The organism is Mesorhizobium sp. B2-4-18 (assembly GCF_006441385.1).
Taxonomy (GTDB): domain Bacteria; phylum Pseudomonadota; class Alphaproteobacteria; order Rhizobiales; family Rhizobiaceae; genus Mesorhizobium; species Mesorhizobium australicum.
In genome coordinates, this window is sequence record NZ_VFUW01000006.1 from 284,188 (window position 1) to 301,319 (window position 17,132).

At 63.3% G+C, this 17,132-nt stretch carries 17 protein-coding genes, 1 tRNA gene and 1 pseudogene; 11 read left to right on the plus strand and 8 right to left on the minus strand.

Annotation, left to right across the window (positions count from 1 at the left end; all coding sequences use genetic code 11):
- Positions 1-22: 22 nt before the first annotated feature.
- The 3 genes and pseudogenes from speB to FJ527_RS29610 all read left to right on the plus strand — a co-directional run.
- Complete coding sequence (gene speB / locus FJ527_RS17130) at positions 23-1,030, plus strand: agmatinase (RefSeq protein ID WP_015318212.1); 1,008 nt, start codon at positions 23-25, stop codon at positions 1,028-1,030.
- Between the two features lie 30 nt (positions 1,031-1,060).
- Positions 1,061-1,987 carry an N-acetyl-gamma-glutamyl-phosphate reductase gene (argC, locus tag FJ527_RS17135; RefSeq protein ID WP_140823653.1) on the plus strand — a complete coding sequence of 309 codons (927 nt, stop codon included), beginning with the start codon at positions 1,061-1,063 and terminating at the stop codon, positions 1,985-1,987.
- Positions 1,987-2,094: pseudogene (locus FJ527_RS29610) on the plus strand (3'-kinase); the annotation flags it as partial. The gene argC and the pseudogene FJ527_RS29610, both read left to right, overlap by 1 nt.
- 201 nt (positions 2,095-2,295) lie before the next feature.
- Here the strand turns inward: FJ527_RS29610 and FJ527_RS17145 are convergent.
- Entirely contained in the window at positions 2,296-3,387 is a 1,092-nt protein-coding gene (locus tag FJ527_RS17145) for a COX15/CtaA family protein (RefSeq protein WP_140823654.1), read from the minus strand.
- Between the two features lie 153 nt (positions 3,388-3,540).
- Here FJ527_RS17145 and FJ527_RS17150 point away from each other — a divergent pair, with 153 nt between their 5' ends.
- Complete coding sequence (locus tag FJ527_RS17150) at positions 3,541-3,756, plus strand: DUF2842 domain-containing protein (RefSeq protein WP_140720753.1); 216 nt, start codon at positions 3,541-3,543, stop codon at positions 3,754-3,756.
- Positions 3,757-3,779: 23 nt separating this feature from the next.
- Here FJ527_RS17150 and FJ527_RS17155 read toward each other — a convergent pair whose 3' ends face one another.
- Entirely contained in the window at positions 3,780-4,838 is a 1,059-nt protein-coding gene (locus FJ527_RS17155; RefSeq protein ID WP_140823655.1) for a polysaccharide deacetylase family protein, read from the minus strand.
- Positions 4,839-4,927: 89 nt separating this feature from the next.
- Between FJ527_RS17155 and FJ527_RS17160 the strand changes: the two genes are divergently transcribed.
- Positions 4,928-6,157, plus strand: coding sequence for a GNAT family N-acetyltransferase (locus FJ527_RS17160; RefSeq protein WP_140823656.1), 1,230 nt, complete (start codon positions 4,928-4,930; stop codon positions 6,155-6,157).
- Between the two features lie 80 nt (positions 6,158-6,237).
- On the opposite strand, the gene FJ527_RS17165 is transcribed toward FJ527_RS17160, so the two are convergent.
- Complete coding sequence (locus FJ527_RS17165) at positions 6,238-8,556, minus strand: exopolysaccharide transport family protein (protein ID WP_140823657.1); 2,319 nt, start codon at positions 8,554-8,556, stop codon at positions 6,238-6,240.
- A gap of 252 nt (positions 8,557-8,808) precedes the next feature.
- On the opposite strand from FJ527_RS17165, the gene FJ527_RS17170 reads away from it, so the two are divergent.
- The 5 genes from FJ527_RS17170 to FJ527_RS17190 all read left to right on the plus strand — a co-directional run bounded on the left by FJ527_RS17170 (position 8,809) and on the right by FJ527_RS17190 (position 13,534).
- Positions 8,809-9,372: a polysaccharide biosynthesis/export family protein gene (locus FJ527_RS17170; protein ID WP_041163468.1), complete on the plus strand. Its 564-nt coding sequence runs from the start codon at positions 8,809-8,811 to the stop codon at positions 9,370-9,372.
- Between the two features lie 10 nt (positions 9,373-9,382).
- A complete protein-coding gene (locus FJ527_RS17175; RefSeq protein ID WP_140823658.1) occupies positions 9,383-10,513 on the plus strand; it encodes a glycosyltransferase in 1,131 nt (376 codons plus the stop codon).
- 86 nt (positions 10,514-10,599) lie between these two features.
- Complete coding sequence (locus FJ527_RS17180; RefSeq protein WP_140823659.1) at positions 10,600-12,135, plus strand: undecaprenyl-phosphate glucose phosphotransferase; 1,536 nt, start codon at positions 10,600-10,602, stop codon at positions 12,133-12,135.
- Positions 12,132-13,421, plus strand: coding sequence for an O-antigen ligase family protein (locus FJ527_RS17185; RefSeq protein ID WP_140823660.1), 1,290 nt, complete (start codon positions 12,132-12,134; stop codon positions 13,419-13,421). The genes FJ527_RS17180 and FJ527_RS17185 overlap by 4 nt, the downstream gene beginning before the upstream one ends.
- A gap of 36 nt (positions 13,422-13,457) precedes the next feature.
- Positions 13,458-13,534 (plus strand) — tRNA-Pro (locus tag FJ527_RS17190).
- Positions 13,535-13,633: 99 nt separating this feature from the next.
- On the opposite strand, the gene FJ527_RS17195 is transcribed toward FJ527_RS17190, so the two are convergent.
- Both FJ527_RS17195 and FJ527_RS17200 read right to left on the minus strand, forming a co-directional pair.
- Positions 13,634-14,095, minus strand: a complete 462-nt coding sequence (locus tag FJ527_RS17195) for a YbaK/EbsC family protein (RefSeq protein WP_140617044.1) — start codon at positions 14,093-14,095, stop codon at positions 13,634-13,636.
- A 199-nt stretch (positions 14,096-14,294) separates the two neighbouring features.
- Complete coding sequence (locus tag FJ527_RS17200; RefSeq protein ID WP_140823700.1) at positions 14,295-14,579, minus strand: helix-turn-helix transcriptional regulator; 285 nt, start codon at positions 14,577-14,579, stop codon at positions 14,295-14,297.
- Between the two features lie 274 nt (positions 14,580-14,853).
- Between FJ527_RS17200 and FJ527_RS17205 the strand changes: the two genes are divergently transcribed.
- Positions 14,854-15,468 (plus strand): hypothetical protein, encoded by a 615-nt coding sequence (locus tag FJ527_RS17205; protein ID WP_140823661.1) that lies wholly within the window; start codon positions 14,854-14,856, stop codon positions 15,466-15,468.
- Between the two features lie 274 nt (positions 15,469-15,742).
- Here the strand turns inward: FJ527_RS17205 and FJ527_RS29310 are convergent, their stop codons facing one another.
- The 3 genes from FJ527_RS29310 to FJ527_RS17215 all read right to left on the minus strand — a co-directional run bounded on the left by FJ527_RS29310 (position 15,743) and on the right by FJ527_RS17215 (position 17,066).
- Entirely contained in the window at positions 15,743-15,880 is a 138-nt protein-coding gene (locus FJ527_RS29310; RefSeq protein ID WP_181166379.1) for a hypothetical protein, read from the minus strand.
- Positions 15,881-16,135: 255 nt separating this feature from the next.
- Positions 16,136-16,438 carry a hypothetical protein gene (locus tag FJ527_RS17210; RefSeq protein ID WP_015318227.1) on the minus strand — a complete coding sequence of 101 codons (303 nt, stop codon included), beginning with the start codon at positions 16,436-16,438 and terminating at the stop codon, positions 16,136-16,138.
- Between the two features lie 88 nt (positions 16,439-16,526).
- Positions 16,527-17,066 carry a MerR family transcriptional regulator gene (locus tag FJ527_RS17215; protein WP_015318228.1) on the minus strand — a complete coding sequence of 180 codons (540 nt, stop codon included), beginning with the start codon at positions 17,064-17,066 and terminating at the stop codon, positions 16,527-16,529.
- Between the last annotated feature and the right edge of the window lie 66 nt (positions 17,067-17,132).

Genomic DNA, 17,132 nt, shown 5'->3' on the forward strand with positions numbered 1-17,132 from the left:
CCGATGAAAACGAGGACCCGTAATGGCGACCAACACCATCGACCATGCCTTCACCGCCCGCTCCAAAACGGGTGGCGCCCTCGAGCCGACCTACTCCGGCGCGCTGTCTTTCATGCGGCGCAAATACACCAAGGACGTGAAGGGCGCGGATGCGGTGGTGTGGGGCATTCCCTTCGACGCCGCCGTCACCAACCGACCGGGCGCCCGGTTTGGGCCGCAGGCGATCCGCCGCGCCTCCGCGATCCTCGACAACGACCCGCAATACCCGTTCTCGCGCGATCTGTTCGAACACCTTGCCGTGGTCGATTATGGCGATTGCCTGCTCGATTCGGGCAACCATCAGAAGACGCCCGGCACGATCGAGCGCGAGGCGGCCAAGATCCTGAAATCGGGCGCCTTCCTGCTGACGCTCGGCGGCGACCATTTCGTCACCTGGCCGCTGCTCAAGGCGCACGCCGCCATCCACGGACCGCTTGCCTTGGTGCAGTTCGACGCCCATCAGGACACATGGCCCGATGACGGCAAGCGCATCGACCATGGTTCCTTCGTCGGCCGCGCGGTCAAGGAAGGCATCATCGATCCTGATCGCTCGATCCAGATCGGCATTCGCACCCATGCGCCCGACACATTCGGCATCAAGATTCTCCATGGCCATGAAATCGAGGAAATGCGCGCCTCCGACATCGCCTACGCGATCGTCGATCGCACCGGTGGCAAGAAGACCTATCTGACCTTCGACATCGACTGCCTGGATCCGGCCTATGCTCCGGGAACCGGCACGCCGGTTTCGGGCGGCCCGTCGTCGGCGAAGATCCTGTCGACGCTGCGCCAGCTGAACCAGGTCGATATTGTCGGGGCCGATGTCGTGGAGGTTGCGCCGGCCTACGATCACGCCGATATAACGGCGATCGCCGGCTCGATGGTGGCCATGCAATATCTCGGTCTGCTGGCCGAGCGAAAGGCCCGGCTCGAGGAGCTGAACAACGGCAACCACAATGGCGCCACGGTCAATCATGGCAACGGCATATAGTTTCGAGATATCAGGGAATTTGATCAGGCAATGAAACCGAAAATCTTCATCGATGGCGAGCACGGCACCACCGGCCTCCAGATCCGGGCGCTGCTTGCCGAGCGCGGCGATCTGGAGATCATTTCCATCCCGGTCGAGCGCCGTAAGGAAACGGCCGCCCGCGCCGAATTCCTCAACGCCGCCGATATCGCGATCCTATGCCTGCCCGACGATGCGGCCAAGGAAAGCGTCTCGCTGATCGCCAACGAAACCACCAAGGTCATCGATGCGTCGACCGCGCATCGCGTGGCCGAAGGCTGGGAATATGGCTTCGCCGAACTGGACAAGGAGCAGGCGAAAAAGATCGCCACGGCCAAGCGCGTCGCCAATCCCGGCTGCTGGCCGCAGGGGCCGATCGCAACGCTCAGGCCACTGGTCACCGCAGGCCTGCTGCCGGCCAGTTTCCCGATCGCGGTCAACGGCATTACGGGCTATTCGGGCGGTGGGCGCCCGATGATCGAGGATTATGTCGCCAAGGGCGAGGACGCTTCGGAATTCCTGCCCTATGGCCTGACCCTGCAGCACAAGCACGTGCCGGAATTGAAGGCCTATGCGAAGCTGTCGCATGATCCGATCATGCAGCCGGCGGTGGGCAATTTCGCGCAAGGCATGATTACGGTGGTGCCGTTGCAGCTCGGTGGCCTCGACCGCGTGCCGAGGGGTGCCGAACTTCACGCCGCCATTGCGGACCATTTCGCCGCGATCCAAGGCGGCGTGGTCGAGGTGGCGCCCTATGCACATCTAGAACGCGTGCCTGACATCGATCCGGAGATCTACAACGGCACCAACCGTATGAAGGTCTATGTCTTTGCCAACGACAGCAGAGCCCAGGCGCTGCTGCTGGCGGTCTACGACAATCTCGGCAAGGGCGCTTCGGGTGCGGCCGTCCAGAACATGGACCTGATGCTCGGTCTCTGATGGATGCACCAGCCTTTCCAGGGCGCTGGAAGGTCAGCGAACCGGAACTCATGGCCGAGACCTTTTCGAGCGGCATCTGGAAGGTGCGGCTCGAGGACGGCTCACCAGGCCGCCAGGTGCATATCGCCGTCGCCCAGGCCAGGCTCGATGCGCTCAAGGCCGCTGACAGGGTTGCCAAGGCAAATCAGGACCAGGCGGCCAGGCTGACCAGGACAAATCGGCACCATCCGCCGCCGCACTGCGTCAGGCTGAATTCGACGGCGAGAAGACGACCCAGTCGAACGAATTCTGGATGTGATCGGCTGCACTCAACGTCCGACGGCAATCTCGTTGGGTAAGGGATAGGCGCCCTTGGTGCCGCGCCAATGCGCGGCGGCAAAGCCCAGCACGACGAGCGCGAAAGCCTGATGGGTCAGCGCCATGTGCAGGGGCACCTGCATCAGCAGCGTACCAATACCGATCGAAGCCTGCACCAGCACCAGACCGAACAACAGTGTCGCGCGTCGCGCATGCGTTGAGCCGGGCAGACGCAGACGCGTGGCGATCATGTGCCAGAGCGCGACGGCGAAGACCGTATAGGCGCCAAGCCGGTGGATGAACTGCACCGTTTTCGGGCTTTCGAAGAAATTGCGCCACGCCGGCTCGAGGACGAGCAGATCGCCGGGGATAAGCCGGCCGTCCATCAGCGGCCAGGTGTTGTAGCTCATGCCGGCGTCGAGACCGGCAACCAGGCCGCCGAGATAGATCTGGACCAGCGCCAGAAGGACAACGAAACCAGCCAGACGCTGCGTCGAGCGATCGGCAGCGGGTTCGGAATGCGGCGCCAGGCCACGCGCGACGACCATGGTCGCGGTGAAGATCAGTGCCGCCAGCGTGAGATGCGTCGCCAGCCTGTACTGGCTCACCGACACGCGGTCGACCAGGCCGGACGCCACCATCCACCAGCCGATGGCCCCCTGCAGGCCGCCGAGAAGCAGGATGCCGACCAGTTTCGGCCCAAGGCCGCGCTCGATGCGACGCGTCGCCCAGAAGACCAGCAGCGGCAAGGCAAAGACCAGGCCGACGCTGCGCGCCAGCAGGCGATGCGCCCATTCCCACCAGAAGATCGACTTGAACGCCTCGACGCTCATGCCCTTGTTGAGTTCGGCGTATTGCGGGATCTGTTGATAGCGCTGGAATTCCTCCTGCCACTCGGTGTCGTTGAGCGGCGGGACGACGCCATGGATCGGCTGCCATTCGGTGATCGAAAGGCCGGATTCGGTCAACCGCGTGGCGCCGCCAACCAGCACCAGCGCGAACAGCACCAGGAGCACGACGTAGAGCCAGCCGCGCACGAGTGCCCGGTTGTGCAGGTCGCGGTCGCGGGCCTGATAGGGCGCGGCGGCGGTGATGGCGGCCATGGATATGTCCCGGCAGGTTGAATGTCGCGGATTGGTGAACCATCGCACTCCTGCTGGCAAGGCCGCGCAGCGCGGCACGCCGTCGCGCCCGGTGTCGTGGGTTGCGCGTGCCTTGCGTTCGGCCTAAGCGGTAGCCATCAACGAGGCCAAGACATGCCCATTCGCCTGAAAAAACTGATCGGAATGTTCCTGCTGTTGGCGCTGGTCATCATCTACGCGCTGGTCGCCTCGGTCTTCGCCGTCGCCCGCCTGTCGGAATCGGGCGCGCTGGTACAATTCCTGTTCTTCCTCGTCAGTGGCCTGCTCTGGGTGCTGCCGGCAATGGGCATCATCAAATGGCTGATGCTGGAGCCGCGGACTAAGCGCTGAGCCCTGCCCGGTCACGCCGTACGTCAGACGGTAACGACCATCTTGCCGGCATTGGCGAGCGGGGTCGTCACGCCCGACAGCATGGTGCGGATGTGGGCGAGGCTCTGGTAGCGGCCATTGACCGAAATGCGCGGCAAGGCATGCAGGAAGCCGGCATGTTCGGCGCGCAGCACGCCGTGGCGGGTGGTCACGGCTGAGGCATAGCCGGCGTCGCGCGCAAAGCCCACTTCGCGGCAGCCGACGGCGCTGGCATACCCATAGGGATAGGCGAAATGGCGCGGCTCCTCGCCAAGTCCGGTCCGCAGCATGTCCTTGACGGCGCCGATCTCGCGCCGCGCATCGGCCTCGGAAAGCCGCTTCAGATTGCTGTGGTTGATCGTGTGGGCGCCTATCGTCACCAGAGGGTGCGCGGCGACGGCGCGGATCTCATCCCAGTTCATCAGCGTGCGCAGGCGCGGGGCGTCGGCGTCGACGCCATTCGACCAGGCGAGACCGCGCAGCACGGTCCGCAGGTCTTCCTCGCGGACCTCGGTGGTGAAATAGGCATGCAGGCGGGCGATGGCCTGATGTTTCCTGGCGGGGGTCCCGCAATCGATCGCCGCAGGGCCGTTCGATGTGGCCAGGGTCAGGCGGTCGCATGCATTGACGATATCCTCCACCACATCCCACCAAAGGTGGGCGGAGCCATCGATCAGCCCGGGCGCCACATAGATGGTGAGCGGCGCGCCATGCTTTTCCAGCACCGGCAGGGCTTCGGTCATGTTGTCGCGATAGGCATCGTCGGCGGTGATGGTGGCGAACCGGCCGCCCTTGCCGCCTGCCTTGATGCGCTCCACCGCTTCATCCATCGAAACAAAGGCATAGCCGCCCGCCTTCATGTCGGCGATCACGGCATCGAGGAAACTGGGCGCGATGTTGAGGTGCCGGTTGACGCTGTCGGGCTTTTCGGGCGTCGCCGTCACGCGATGCAGCATCAGGATGGCGCCGATGCCGCCGACAAACGGCCTGGCCAGCGGTGCGAGGCCGGTATAACGGGCGACGTTGAGCGCCAGTTTCCGGATTGCCTCCCCACCGTCGATCATTCATTCACCTTTTGCGCCTAGGCTAACCAAGCACGGAATACGCCCGAGCGCCCCCCAAATCGGGATCAATACGCCTTAAGGATTGAGGTATGGTTGACGCAACCGCGTCATTTGATGGCAAGCGGCTCGCGGCGAGCCAGGCCTCGCCACGCACACTACCCAGAAATGCCGCGGGGCCGTTGGTTTCCATTGCCGCCGCCGAAGGGCTCGCGGCATATGCGACGTTCTGTCGTTCGGCGCTCTGTGCTCCAGCGCAAAGTGCGGCATGGGTGTTGAACTGGGCCGCCGAGGTCAGGCCCGATCTGCTCATTGCCACGCTCGAACTGGAGGGCAAGCCGGCCTTCGCACTGGCGTTGGAGGTGGTCAAGCGCGGCCCGTTGCGGGTCGCCCAGTTCATGGGCGGCCGCCACGCCAATGGCAATTTCTGCGCCGCCGAACCGCAATGGCTGGCCAGCGGCGACCTCACGGCCATCCAGTCGATGCTCGCGGCGATCGCCAAATTCCGCCCCGATATCGATCTCATCGCGCTGGAAAGATTGCTGCCCGATCTCGACGGCATCGCCAATCCGCTGGCATCGCTCGATCACTTCGCCAGCCCCAATCTTTCGCTGGCCGTCGACCTCAGCGGCGGATTCGATGCGCTGCTGCTGCGCGCCAGCGGCAAGCGCAAACGCAAGAAGCATCGTTCGCAGACACGCAAGTTCGAGGCTGTCGGTAGCTACCGGCGCATCGAGGCGAGCAGTGCCGACGACGTGGAGAGGCTGCTCGTCGCGTTCCTCGAGATGAAGGAACAGCGCTTCCGCAAGATGGGCATCGCCAACGTCTTCGGTGACGACCGGACCCGCGCCTTCTTCCGAGGACTGTTCAAGCAAGCACTTGCCGAGGACAAGCCTTGCTTCGTGCTGCACGGGCTGGAAGTAGCCGGCAAGCTGCGCGCCGTCACCGGAGCGAGCCGCTCGGGCAGCCGGCTGATCTGCGAGTTCGGAGCGATCGCCGAGGATGATCTTGCCCACACCAGCCCGGGGGACTTCCTGTTCTTCGACAACATCCAGGATGCCTGCCGGAGCGGGTTCGCGGTTTATGATTTCTCCGTCGGAGACGAACCTTACAAGCGGCTATGGTGCGATATCGAAACCCGGCATTTCGAGGTCCTCGTCCCGCTGACGCTCAAGGGCCGTGCGCTGGGACAGGCGCTTCGGCAGGGCGCGCGGCTGAAGGCCTTTGTCAAGAACAGCCCGACAATCTGGAAGCTCACCAAGCTGCTGCGCCGCAAGGCCGTTGGACAGACAGCGCCCGTGCCCACGGAAGACGAAAACTAGCCCCAATACGCCAACAGGATATTCGATGTGACGACGCTGGAACTCGAATAGACCTGATGGGCCTCTGAACAGCTGTTATCTCAAGCAGCCGAACGCCGCCCCGGCACCGGATTGCCTGGCGGCTCGTGGCCGAGCGGCGTCACCAGCGTCAGGTCGGGATAGCCGCTCTCGATCAGCTTGACTGCGGCCTGCGTCACCTCGTCGTCGGCCTCCAGCATGGACAAGAACACCTCGGTGGCCTCGCCGCCCAGACGGCTGATGCCTTGTGCGTCGGCCGGCCCGCACTCGACCACCACCAGATCGTAGGCTGTTGTCAGCGACTGCATGATGATCGGCAGCCGATCGGCGGCACGCATGGCACGGACGGGATCGGCCGTGCCGACGGGGATGACATGGCAGTCGGAATAGAGGTCGCCATGGATCACGTCGCTGAACTGCGCCTGCGACGCCAGCAGATTGGTGATGCCCGGGAAAAGCCCGCTGTCCAGCATCGGGCGCGAGGCAGCCCCTGAGGCAGTGAGGTCGAGCAGCAGGACGCGCAGTCCGGCGTCGGAAATCTCTCGCGCCACCAGGATCGCCGACGCCGCCGCTTCATCGCCCTCGGGGGAAACGAATATGGCGCGCGCGGCCCCGCTGGCGATCAGCTTCTCGGCTGCCTTCTCGACGTCGATCTCGCCGAGCACGGAGCGCGGCCGCCGAACCTCCACGGGTTCCGGCTCAGCCATGGGCTCAGGCTCTGCCACGGGTCCAGATTTGGTCAAGGATTCGGATTTGGCCAACGGTTCAGGCTCGGCGATAGGCTCCGCTTTGGCGACGGGCCCGAACTCGGCGGCAGACTGCGGCTGCGCCGGAGTTTCCGTGACCGTTTCGGGCCATGATACGTCGGCGGTGCGAGTGGCGCGCTCAGTGGCGACAGCCGGTTCGAGGCGGGTGGACGGCTCCTGATAGGCGGCCGGCGGCATCGTCACCTCGTCGATCGGCTCAAATCGCGCGCCCCTGGCCGGGCGCATGGCACGGCCCGAGAAAAGCTCCCGCAGCAGCGTGAACACGGCCGCCAGCAGAAGGGAAGCCGCGGCGGCAGCACCGACGATCGGCCCGACCTTGGGGAAGTATGGCTCTGCGGGGACCGAAGCCGGTGAGGCGATGCGGGCGTCGACCGGGATATAGTTGCGATCCTGACGCGACGCCGCCTCGCGATAATTGGTCAGATAGAGTTCGAGCTGCTGGCGCTTGGCGGCGGCATCGCGCTGCAGCGCGTCGAGACCGACCTGCTGCTCACCGGCCTGCGCCGAAGCAGCCTTGAGTGTGTTGACGTCGGCGACGAGCTGGCTTTCGCGCGCCTTGGCGGCATCGGCCTGCATCGCCAGGCCCTTCATGATCTTCTGGGCTTCGCTGCGGATCTGCGCGTCGAGATCGGCCAGTTGCGATTTGGCCGCGCGAACACGCGGATGATTGTCGAGCAGCGTCGTCGACAGATCGGCGATGTTGGCGCGCAGCTCGACCTGGCGCTCCCGCAAGCGCTGGATCAGATCGGAAGACAGCACTTCCGGCAGCGAATCCAGCGATCCGCCGTTCTGCAGCGCCTTGCGCACGCTCTCGGCCGTGCCTTCGGCCGCGGCCCGGTTGGCCCGCACCCGCGACAACTCGGTCGACAGCTCGGCCAATTGCTGGGTGGCCAGGGTGGAATTGTTGCCGCCCATCAGGAGGTCGGACTGCGAGCGATAAGCCGCGACCTTGGCTTCGGCATTCCTGACCTGCTTGGACAGGTCGGCGATCTCGGGCGCCAGGAAGTCGGCGGCGGCGGTGTTCGATTCGCTCTTGGCCGCGCCCTGCCCCGCAATGTACGCGGCGGCAATGGCATCGGGGATGGCGGCCGCGAGCTTCGGATCTTCCGAGGAGAACTCGATGGCAATGATGCGAGTCTTTTCAACGCCGTAGACGTTGAGCTTCTCGCGCATCTTCTTCAGGACACGTTCGTCGGCCGGAACATCCATCGGGTCGTTCTTCAGGCCAAGCAGGATCAGCACGCGGCTCAGCGACGACATGTTGATCGTCTCGTCGAACTCGGCCAGTCGCGACAGGCCGAGCTTCTGCGCGACCTGCTTGAGGATCTCGTTGGACGAAATTATCTGGACCTGGGTGGCAACGCCCTGCTCGTCGAGGATCGGCTTGTCGCTGTCCGGATTGCTGCTGGCGGGCCGCGTGTAGACCGATTCTCGCGGGGCGATCTCCACCTGCGTCTGGGCCTTGTAATGGCGGGTCGCGAACGACGCAGCCACGAAGGCAAGCCCCGTCACCACCAGAACGAAGACCAGAATCCGCAGCCAGTTGCGTCCCAGGCTGGCGAAGAGCTGCCTAAGATCAACGTCGACGTCTGCGGCCGCGGATTGAACGGACATGCATCCCACTCCGAAACTGGATCAGCATGCACCGTAAACAACTATGGTAACCCAGCCGTTAAGATCACGGTAAGCTTCCGTTAGGATTTTGCCGGGGCCGACAAAAAATCGATAAAATAGCAAAACCTTGCCTGCTAAAACGCTATTGGCGCGCTCCTTTACCGGCCATTAACCCTAACAGGATGATAACGGACCCGATCCCAGATGTTTGCTGCGACATCGCAGCGGCCAGTCGAAGGTACCTGTCCGGTCATGAAAAGCACTGCTTCCCTGTTTCGCGCACTGCTTGCCGTTTCGATGCTCGCCGGCTGTTCCAGCTACCGGCCGACGCCGGCCGCCTTCCACGAGGTCCTCGAACAGCCCTATCGCCTCGGCGCAGGCGACCGGGTCCGCGTCACTGTGTTCGAACAGGAGGGCCTGACCAACAGCTACAGCGTCGACCAATCCGGTTATATCTCCTTCCCGCTCGTCGGCGCCATACCGGCACGTGGCCATACCGCGCAGCAGATGGAAAAGGAGATCGCCGACAAATTGCGGCAGGGCTATCTGCGCGACCCCGACGTCTCGGTCGAGATCGATCGTTACCGGCCGATCTTCGTCATGGGCGAAGTGGGCGCCGCCGGCCAGTATTCCTACGTGCCCGGCCTGACGGTGCAGAAGGCCATCGCCATTGCCGGGGGCTTCACGCCACGCGCCAACCAGGAGAGCGTCGACATCACCCGCGATATCAACGGCAAGGTGATAACTGGCCGTGTGGTCACCTCCGATCCCCTGCTGCCGGGAGATACCGTCTACGTCCGCGAACGTCTGTTCTGACAGACACCTCGTGGCGGACAAGCTCAGGATCGTCCACTGCTTTCGCTCACCCGTGGGAGGAATTTTCCGGCACGTGCGCGACCTGGCGGAAGCGCAGGTCGCCGCCGGCCACATGGTCGGCATCGTCTGCGACTCGACCACCGGCGGTGAATTCGAGGAGCATCTTTTCGGGCAGATGAAGGACATGCTGGCGCTCGGCATCCATCGTACGCCAATGCAGCGTCACGTCGGCCCGGGCGACCTCGCCTCGGCCCGGCGCACCTACAGGATCATCAAGGAATTGCGGCCGGACGTGCTGCACGGACATGGCGCCAAGGGTGGCGCCTATGCCCGTCTGTTCGGCTCATTGTTGCGGGTATCAAGGTCTCGCGTAGCCCGCCTCTATTCGCCGCATGGCGGCTCTCTCCACTATGACGAGAACACAGCCACCGGAAAGCTGTTCTTCGCGCTCGAGTATCTCATGGCGCGCTTCACCGATTGCCTGCTGTTCGTCTCCGACTACGAGCGGCGGACCTACCGCAGGAAGGTGGGCGAACCGCCGATCCCGAACACGCTGGTCTACAATGGACTTCGCACCACCGAATTCGAGCCTGTAGCGGCCAGGGCCGATGCGGCTGATTTGCTCTATATTGGCATGATGCGGGACCTCAAGGGCCCGGATATCTTCATCGATGCCCTGGCCGCCGCCGCTCCCCGGCTCGGCCGCGCACCGAGTGCGGTGATGGTCGGCGACGGCGACGACCTGCCCCGCTACCACGCGCAGGTGAAACGCCTCGGGCTTGAAGACAATGTCCGTTTCCTGCCGCCAATGCCGGCCCGGGAGGCCTTTGTGCTGGGGGCGCTCGTCGTCGTTCCTTCGCGCGCGGAAGCCATGCCCTATACCGTGCTGGAGGCACTTGCCGCGGCAAGACCTGTCATCGCGACCTCGGTCGGCGGCATACCGGAGATTTTCGGTTCAAGCTCCCCCGCCCTGATTCGCCCGGATCCGGCCGAGCTCGCCGACAAAATGAGCCAGGCGCTGGGCGACCTTGCCACCTATCGCCGATTGATGCCTGACGAATCCACGCTCAGGGCGCGCTTCGGCGCCGACGTCATGGCCGCCGAAATCGAGAAGGCCTACTTCGCCGCGCTCGCAAGCTAGCTCAGGCCCTTCCAAAGCCACAGGTTGTTTCAAGGGTTTCTTAGCTCTCTTTTGCTAATCACCCTGGGAAGCTTGCGGACTGTTCCATGAACGAGATCGACCCCGCGCACCGCTTTTCATCAGAAGCGGTGCGTCACTTCGACGGGCCTGCCGATGGCGACAAGCCCGGCGGCATGAACGACGTTGCCCGGCAGGTCGCGTCGCAATACCGGCGCGATACGATGTCGCCGATCATGGTCAGCGGCGTGCTGCGCATGGTCGAATTCGCGGTGCTGTTCGTCTCGGGGCTCGGCGTCTATTTCTACTATGTCGGATTCTTCAATTATCTCGCCTGGCAATATCCGCTGACGATCGCCGCCGCATCGTTCCTCGCCGTGGTGCTGCTCGATGTCACCGATTGCTACCAGGTGGTGTCCCTGATGCGGCCGCTCGCCAATTTTGGGCGCATCCTGCTGGTCTGGGCCGGCACCTTCGCGCTGATGGCGCTGACGGCATTCGCCATGAAGATGTCGCAAGACTATTCGCGCCTGCTGTTCGGCACCTGGTTCGTCGTCGCCTTCATCTGCCTCTACGGTCTCAGGCTGGTGATGTCGAGGCTGATCCGGCGCTGGGCGCGCGATGGCAGCATGGAACGGCGCGCCGTCATCGTCGGCGGCGGCAAGGCGGCGGAAGTGCTCATCCGCTCGGTGGAAAAGCAGCCTTACAACGACATCCGCATCTGCGGCATCTTCGACGATCGCAACGACAAGCGTTCGCCATCCCTCGTCGCCGGTTATCCCAAGCTCGGCACGATTTCGGAACTGATCGAATTCGCCCGCATTGCCCGCATCGACATGCTGATCGTGTCGTTGCCGCTAACCGCCGAATCGCGCGTGCTGCAATTGCTGAAGAAACTGTGGGTGCTGCCGGTCGACATCCGGCTGTCGGCGCATTCCAACGCGCTGCAATTCCGTCCGCGCGCCTACTCCTACATCGGTTCAGTACCGATGCTCGACATCTTCGACAAGCCGATCAACGATTGGGATTCGGTCGCCAAGCGCGCCTTCGACATCATCTTCAGCCTCATCGGCATCGTCGTGTTCTCGCCTGTGATGCTGGCCGCCGCGATCGCCATCAAGCTCGACAGCAAGGGACCGGTGCTGTTCAAGCAGAAGCGGCATGGCTTCAACAACGAGATCATCGAGGTCTACAAGTTCCGCTCCATGTACACCGACCGGTCGGATCCGACCGCCAAGCAGACGGTGACCAAGAACGATCCGCGCGTCACCCGTGTCGGCCGCTTCATCCGCAAGACCTCTATCGACGAACTGCCGCAGTTCTTCAACTCGCTGCTGGGCTCACTGTCGCTCATCGGTCCGCGCCCGCACGCCATTGCCGCGCAGTCGCACAACCTGCTCTACAACGAGGTGGTTGACGGCTATTTCGCGCGCCACAAGGTCAAGCCCGGGGTCACCGGCTGGGCGCAGATCAATGGCTGGCGCGGCGAGATGGACACCAATGAAAAGATCCGCATGCGGACGGAATACGACCTCTACTACATCGAGAACTGGTCGCTGCTTTTCGACCTGCGGATCCTGTTCCTGACGCCGATCCGGCTCTTGAACACGGAAAACGCCTATTGAGCGCGATCAGCCATGATCTGCCGCGTGCGGCGGTCAACGCCAAGCTGATCACGCTGATCTCCTCGAGCGCGGTCGTGCTCGGCATTCTTCTGTCGGGCTTCGTCATCAGCGAGCCGGCGCCTTACGAAATCTACATGGCCGCGCTGATCGCCATCTGGGCGCTGTTCGGCCTGAGGATATCGCGCGCGGCCATGCCGCTTCTAGTGCTGCTGGTGACGATGAACATCGGCGGCATGATTTCCATGACGCAGATGGCGGATCTCGCCAACACCCCGCTTTATCTTGCCGTGTCGCTGTTTCTCGCTTTCAGCGCGGTGTTTTTCGCATCGGTTACGGCCACGCAGCCGAACCTCTACCGACTGATCTTCAATGCCTATGTCGTTTCGGCGGTGGCGACGTCGCTGCTTGGCATAGCGGGCTATTTCCACGCCTTCCCCGGTGCCGAAATTTTCACCAAATACGATCGCGCCGCCGGCGCCTTCCAGGACCCGAATGTGTTCGGGCCGTTCCTGGTGCTGCCCGGCATCTATCTGCTCTATTTGCTGCTGACGGGCCCAGTCACGCGCATGCCGCTGCTGGCTGTGCCGCTGCTGATCATCAGCGCCGGCATCTTCTTCTCCTTCTCGCGTGGTGCCTGGGGCATGTTCGCGGTCTCGGCCATCCTGCTCACCGGCTGCCTGTTCCTGCAGAGCGCCAGCGGCATGTTCCGGCTCCGCGTGGTGATCATGACGATCGCCGCGCTGTCGCTGCTGGCCATCGCCATCATCGTCATCTTGCAGCTGCCCGGTGTGTCGGAGATGTTCTCCAACCGCGCGCATCTGGAACAGAGCTACGACACCGCACGCCTGGGCCGCTTCGCCCGCTACACGCTCGGTTTTCAGATGGCGATGGAGCACCCATTCGGCATCGGGCCGCTGGTCTTCGGCACGATCTTCGGCGAGGACACACACGACATCTGGCTGAAGATGCTGATGGACTATGGCTGGCTCGGCTTCGTCTCGTTCCTGACGCTGGTCGTCTGGACGATCTCAGCCGGATTTCGCATCCTGCTGCGCGACCGGCCGTGGCAGCCTTACCTCCTATGCGCCTACGTCGCCTTCATCGGCAATGTCGGGCTCGGCACCTTCATCGACATCGACCACTGGCGCCATATGTATCTGCTGCTCGGCTTGATCTGGGGCGCCATAGCACTCGAATATCGCCATCAGCGGCTATTGCGGCCGGTATTGCCGGGTCCACCAGCCATCACATCCGCACCGGCACGATTAACGCCGAATTTCGGTTGACCCGAGCCGGGTTATCACGATACATCGCGACCGGTCCGGAGTGTAGCGCAGCCCGGTAGCGCACTTGACTGGGGGTCAAGGGGTCGTCGGTTCGAATCCGGCCACTCCGACCATTTCGAAGCAGGACTTGCCCCCAAAAGTCCGCCCTGCCGCATCACCCAAATTTTGAATCGCGTGTTCCTTTGCCCGCCGGCTCTGGATTGGATCCGGCGCTACGCTTGGCACACATCGACCCACTCGGCACCGGTAAGATCGGCCATGCGCTGTGGTACAATCCGGACAGCGGCATTGGTGGCGCCGGCGGCGGGGACGACTTCGTCGAATTGGCGCAGCGAGACGTCGCAATAAACCGGCAGCGGCGACGGCAGGCCGAACGGGCAGACACCGCCGACCGGATGGCTCGTGGCAGCGACAACCTCTTGCGCGTCCAGCATGCGCGGCTTGCCGCCGAACTGGTCCTTGAACTTGCGGTTGTCGAGCCTGGCGATGCCGCTGGTCACGACCAGCATGGTGCGCTCGCCGACGCGAAGACAGATCGTCTTGGCGATCTGCGCCGGCAACACACCATGCGCCTCCGCCGCCAGCGCCACCGTCGCCGAACTTGATTGCGTGACGACGACCTCGATATCAGGCGCGCGAGCCGCGAAGAAGGCACCGACGGAATCCAGGCTCATGTCGAAAAACTCACGGTTCAGACCCGCTGCACGGCGGATGCGTTTGGCGCGGATGGATGCCGCGTATGGACACGTGCGATCTGCAAATCGGCAAGTTCTGCAAATCGGCAAGCCCGGCCTGCAGGCGAACGCCATGGCGTCCACAAGAAACCCGCCAAGCGACCTTGGCGGGTTTCTCGCGCATGCCCTGGCGCCGATTCTATGCCTGAGGCCGGCCTTGTGCGGCCAGCGTCGGTACGGCGGAAGCAATAGGAGCGTCCTGCGGCAGACGAAGCGCGGACGCAATACGACGCAGCTTCGCCGGGTCGGCCGCCCGGCCGCTCTCGATATCCCCGATCTCTTCGACCGAGAGGCCGCAGGTCAGCGAAAGCGCTTCGAGGCTGTATCCGCGCGTTTCCCGCATTGCCCTGAGGGCGTTGTAGTCCGGTCCGATCTCGTTGGCTAATGGTTCGGAGGGGGCGTGGCTTTTTGCATTGTTGGGCATTGGCAACTCCGTTGGCTGAAAGCGTTTGATCAAAATGGGATGTTGCCTGAGACGAGCAGGAAGATGCCCTCTCGCCAGCGATTTGCCAAGCGCCAATCTGGCCGTCACGGCATCGTGACCCGGATGCCCATGGGGCTGCCACGCCCTGTCCCGATCAAGTTGTTTTGAACGCGCGAGCGGGTTTTGCCCGGCAGTTTCGCCCCACCCGTTCGTTATCTCGACGTCGCTGGCGTGAACCATTCCTTCCAGCCAGCCTTTCCCAAAGGATACTCCAATGAGCCTCAAGACACCTCTCCTCGTGCTCAGCACGATTTCCATGCTTTCCGGCATCGGTGTGGCCAGCGCGCAGGCGGCGGACACATTGCGCGTGCGCGGCACGGTGGTCAGTTTCGAGCCGTCGCTGCTGACCGTGAAAACCCGTCAAGGCGACACGGCCGCGATCAAGCTGAAAGACGGCTGGAAGCTTTCAGGCGTCGCCAACGCATCGGTAAAAGACATCAAGCAGGGCGATTTCGTCGGCATCGCCTCCGTCTCCAAGGCTGACGGCGGCAGCGGCGCGCTGGAAGTGGTGGTCTTTCCAGCGGCCTTGAAAGGCACTGGAGAGGGTGATCGCCCCTGGGACCTGGAGCCGAACAGCCGCATGACCAACGGCACCGTCGCGGACGTCACCGACATAAACGGGCGTGCCGTGACGCTGACCTATGACAATGGGCAGACGAAGAATATCTCGATCCCCGACGGCACGCCTGTCGTGACTTTCGCGCCGGCCGCCCCGACCGATCTCAAACCAAGTGCGACGGTCTTCGTTACCGCTCAGCGCGAGGCGGACGGCACGCTGAGTTCCAGCCGCGTCGTGGTCGGAAACAATGGTGTGATCCCGCCCATGTAAGCCAAAGCAGCCGGCTTTCGGCCCTGGCGATCATGGGGCAGGAAGCCGGTTCCTGGGAAACAGTTCAGAAACAAGATTCTACAATCGGGAAATACTGACGAAAAAATTCGGGAGCGTAATTCCGTTCGCGGCGGTCGGGATATCGGCCCGATCGATACCTGCTTGCGAAAAAGGAAACGATCCAATGAAGAAATCCCTCCTCTCGGCCCTCGGGCTTGCAGCTGCAATCGCTTTCGCGGTGCCGGTGGTCGGCGCGACAAGCGCGGACGCGGCCTCAATGGCAAAGCATCGTCACCATCGTCACCACCATCATCACCGTCACCATCATCGCCACCACCATCATCACATGAAAAAGATGGGCAACAAGGCCTAAGCACCGCAACGAGAAGACCAGCCCTGGCTTCTTGTCCAAGGCTGGTTTTCTCCTGGTCACAATGCCAGGCCGGGACTACTGGACAAACCCGGCGATCGCCGCGGAATCGAGCGGCTGTGGCGGATCGATCGATCCGCCTTTCTGCACCGGCAGCACAGCGGTGCCGTGCGCCTCTACGCCGACGCGCTTCGGCCAGATTCCGGAGCGGTATCGCAAACCGCTGACGTCAATGGGAATAGCGGCCGCGCCGGAGGGCGAGCCGCCATTTTCTCTCTGGAAATTCTTGGGTAGCAGTCAGCGCCGGCTGAACAGCAGGCTGGCGACCAGACCGAGTACGACAAGGCCGACCGCTGCGGCCGCCGCCGGATGTTCGCGTGCCGATTTCTCGATCACCCTGCCCTGTTTGCGGATTGCCGGCATGGCATCGCGCAGACGCTCCGCAAGATCCGAATACGTATCAAGAGCAGCATCACGGCCGTCTTCATAGTAAGCGCCACCCCGCTTCGACACTGCCTTGCGCAACGCGGCGAGTTCCCTCGAGAGAGCCGCGACCTGCTTTTCGAGGTCGATGTCCGAAAGGGTCGAAAATGATGCCATCATGCGTTTCCTTGTCTTGCAGAAGGAAACGTAACGCCTCACCCCAAAGCGAGTTCCAGTTTCGAGGCTTTAAAGCGCTTCGCGGCGGTCAGCGCACCTGGTCGAGCAGTCGCTTGCATTCCAGGAGGTCAAACAGCGCTTCCTGCAGCAGCGCGCGGTTGTCACGCGAGAGCTTCGACGCGTCCGGCGCAACCGGACCTTCCTCGTCGCCCTTGCCCAGGCCGAAAAAGCGGCGGCTGGGCTTGACCCTTGGCTGGCCAACCAGTTCGTCATCTCCGCCGCGCGGTTGGGCTGCCGGCGTCAGCGGCACCTGATCGGCCTGCTTGCGCTGCGAGATCGCCTCGACGGCGGCCATGTCGCCATTGCCGATGGCGACCAGGAAATGATTGCCGTTTTCCCGCAGCAGCTTTTGCACGCCCTTGATGGTGTAGCCCTGGTCATAGAGCATATGGCGGATGCCCTTGATCAGTTCGACATCCTGCGGCCGGTAGTAGCGGCGGCCGCCGCCACGCTTCATCGGCTTGATCTGGTTGAAGCGCGTCTCCCAGAAACGCAGCACATGCTGTGGCAGGTCGAGATCTTCAGCGACCTCGCTGATGGTGCGGAAGGCGTCAGGGCTCTTGTCCATGGGCGAAATCCTCACGCTGGCGTGTAGCCCGGAACGGTGCTCAGACGAGATCCCGCTCAACAATGA

Bases quoted from the DNA above. Each gene is read 5' to 3' on its own strand.
- speB (WP_015318212.1), top strand. From the start codon at position 23: ATGGCGACCAACACCATCGACCATGCCTTCACCGCCCGCTCCAAAACG.
- argC (WP_140823653.1), top strand. From the start codon at position 1,061: ATGAAACCGAAAATCTTCATCGATGGCGAGCACGGCACCACCGGCCTC.
- FJ527_RS17145 (WP_140823654.1), bottom strand. From the start codon at position 3,387: ATGGCCGCCATCACCGCCGCCGCGCCCTATCAGGCCCGCGACCGCGAC.
- FJ527_RS17150 (WP_140720753.1), top strand. From the start codon at position 3,541: ATGCCCATTCGCCTGAAAAAACTGATCGGAATGTTCCTGCTGTTGGCG.
- FJ527_RS17155 (WP_140823655.1), bottom strand. From the start codon at position 4,838: ATGATCGACGGTGGGGAGGCAATCCGGAAACTGGCGCTCAACGTCGCC.
- FJ527_RS17160 (WP_140823656.1), top strand. From the start codon at position 4,928: ATGGTTGACGCAACCGCGTCATTTGATGGCAAGCGGCTCGCGGCGAGC.
- FJ527_RS17165 (WP_140823657.1), bottom strand. From the start codon at position 8,556: ATGTCCGTTCAATCCGCGGCCGCAGACGTCGACGTTGATCTTAGGCAG.
- FJ527_RS17170 (WP_041163468.1), top strand. From the start codon at position 8,809: ATGAAAAGCACTGCTTCCCTGTTTCGCGCACTGCTTGCCGTTTCGATG.
- FJ527_RS17180 (WP_140823659.1), top strand. From the start codon at position 10,600: ATGAACGAGATCGACCCCGCGCACCGCTTTTCATCAGAAGCGGTGCGT.
- FJ527_RS17195 (WP_140617044.1), bottom strand. From the start codon at position 14,095: ATGAGCCTGGATTCCGTCGGTGCCTTCTTCGCGGCTCGCGCGCCTGAT.
- FJ527_RS17200 (WP_140823700.1), bottom strand. From the start codon at position 14,579: ATGCCCAACAATGCAAAAAGCCACGCCCCCTCCGAACCATTAGCCAAC.
- FJ527_RS17205 (WP_140823661.1), top strand. From the start codon at position 14,854: ATGAGCCTCAAGACACCTCTCCTCGTGCTCAGCACGATTTCCATGCTT.
- FJ527_RS17210 (WP_015318227.1), bottom strand. From the start codon at position 16,438: ATGGCATCATTTTCGACCCTTTCGGACATCGACCTCGAAAAGCAGGTC.
- FJ527_RS17215 (WP_015318228.1), bottom strand. From the start codon at position 17,066: ATGGACAAGAGCCCTGACGCCTTCCGCACCATCAGCGAGGTCGCTGAA.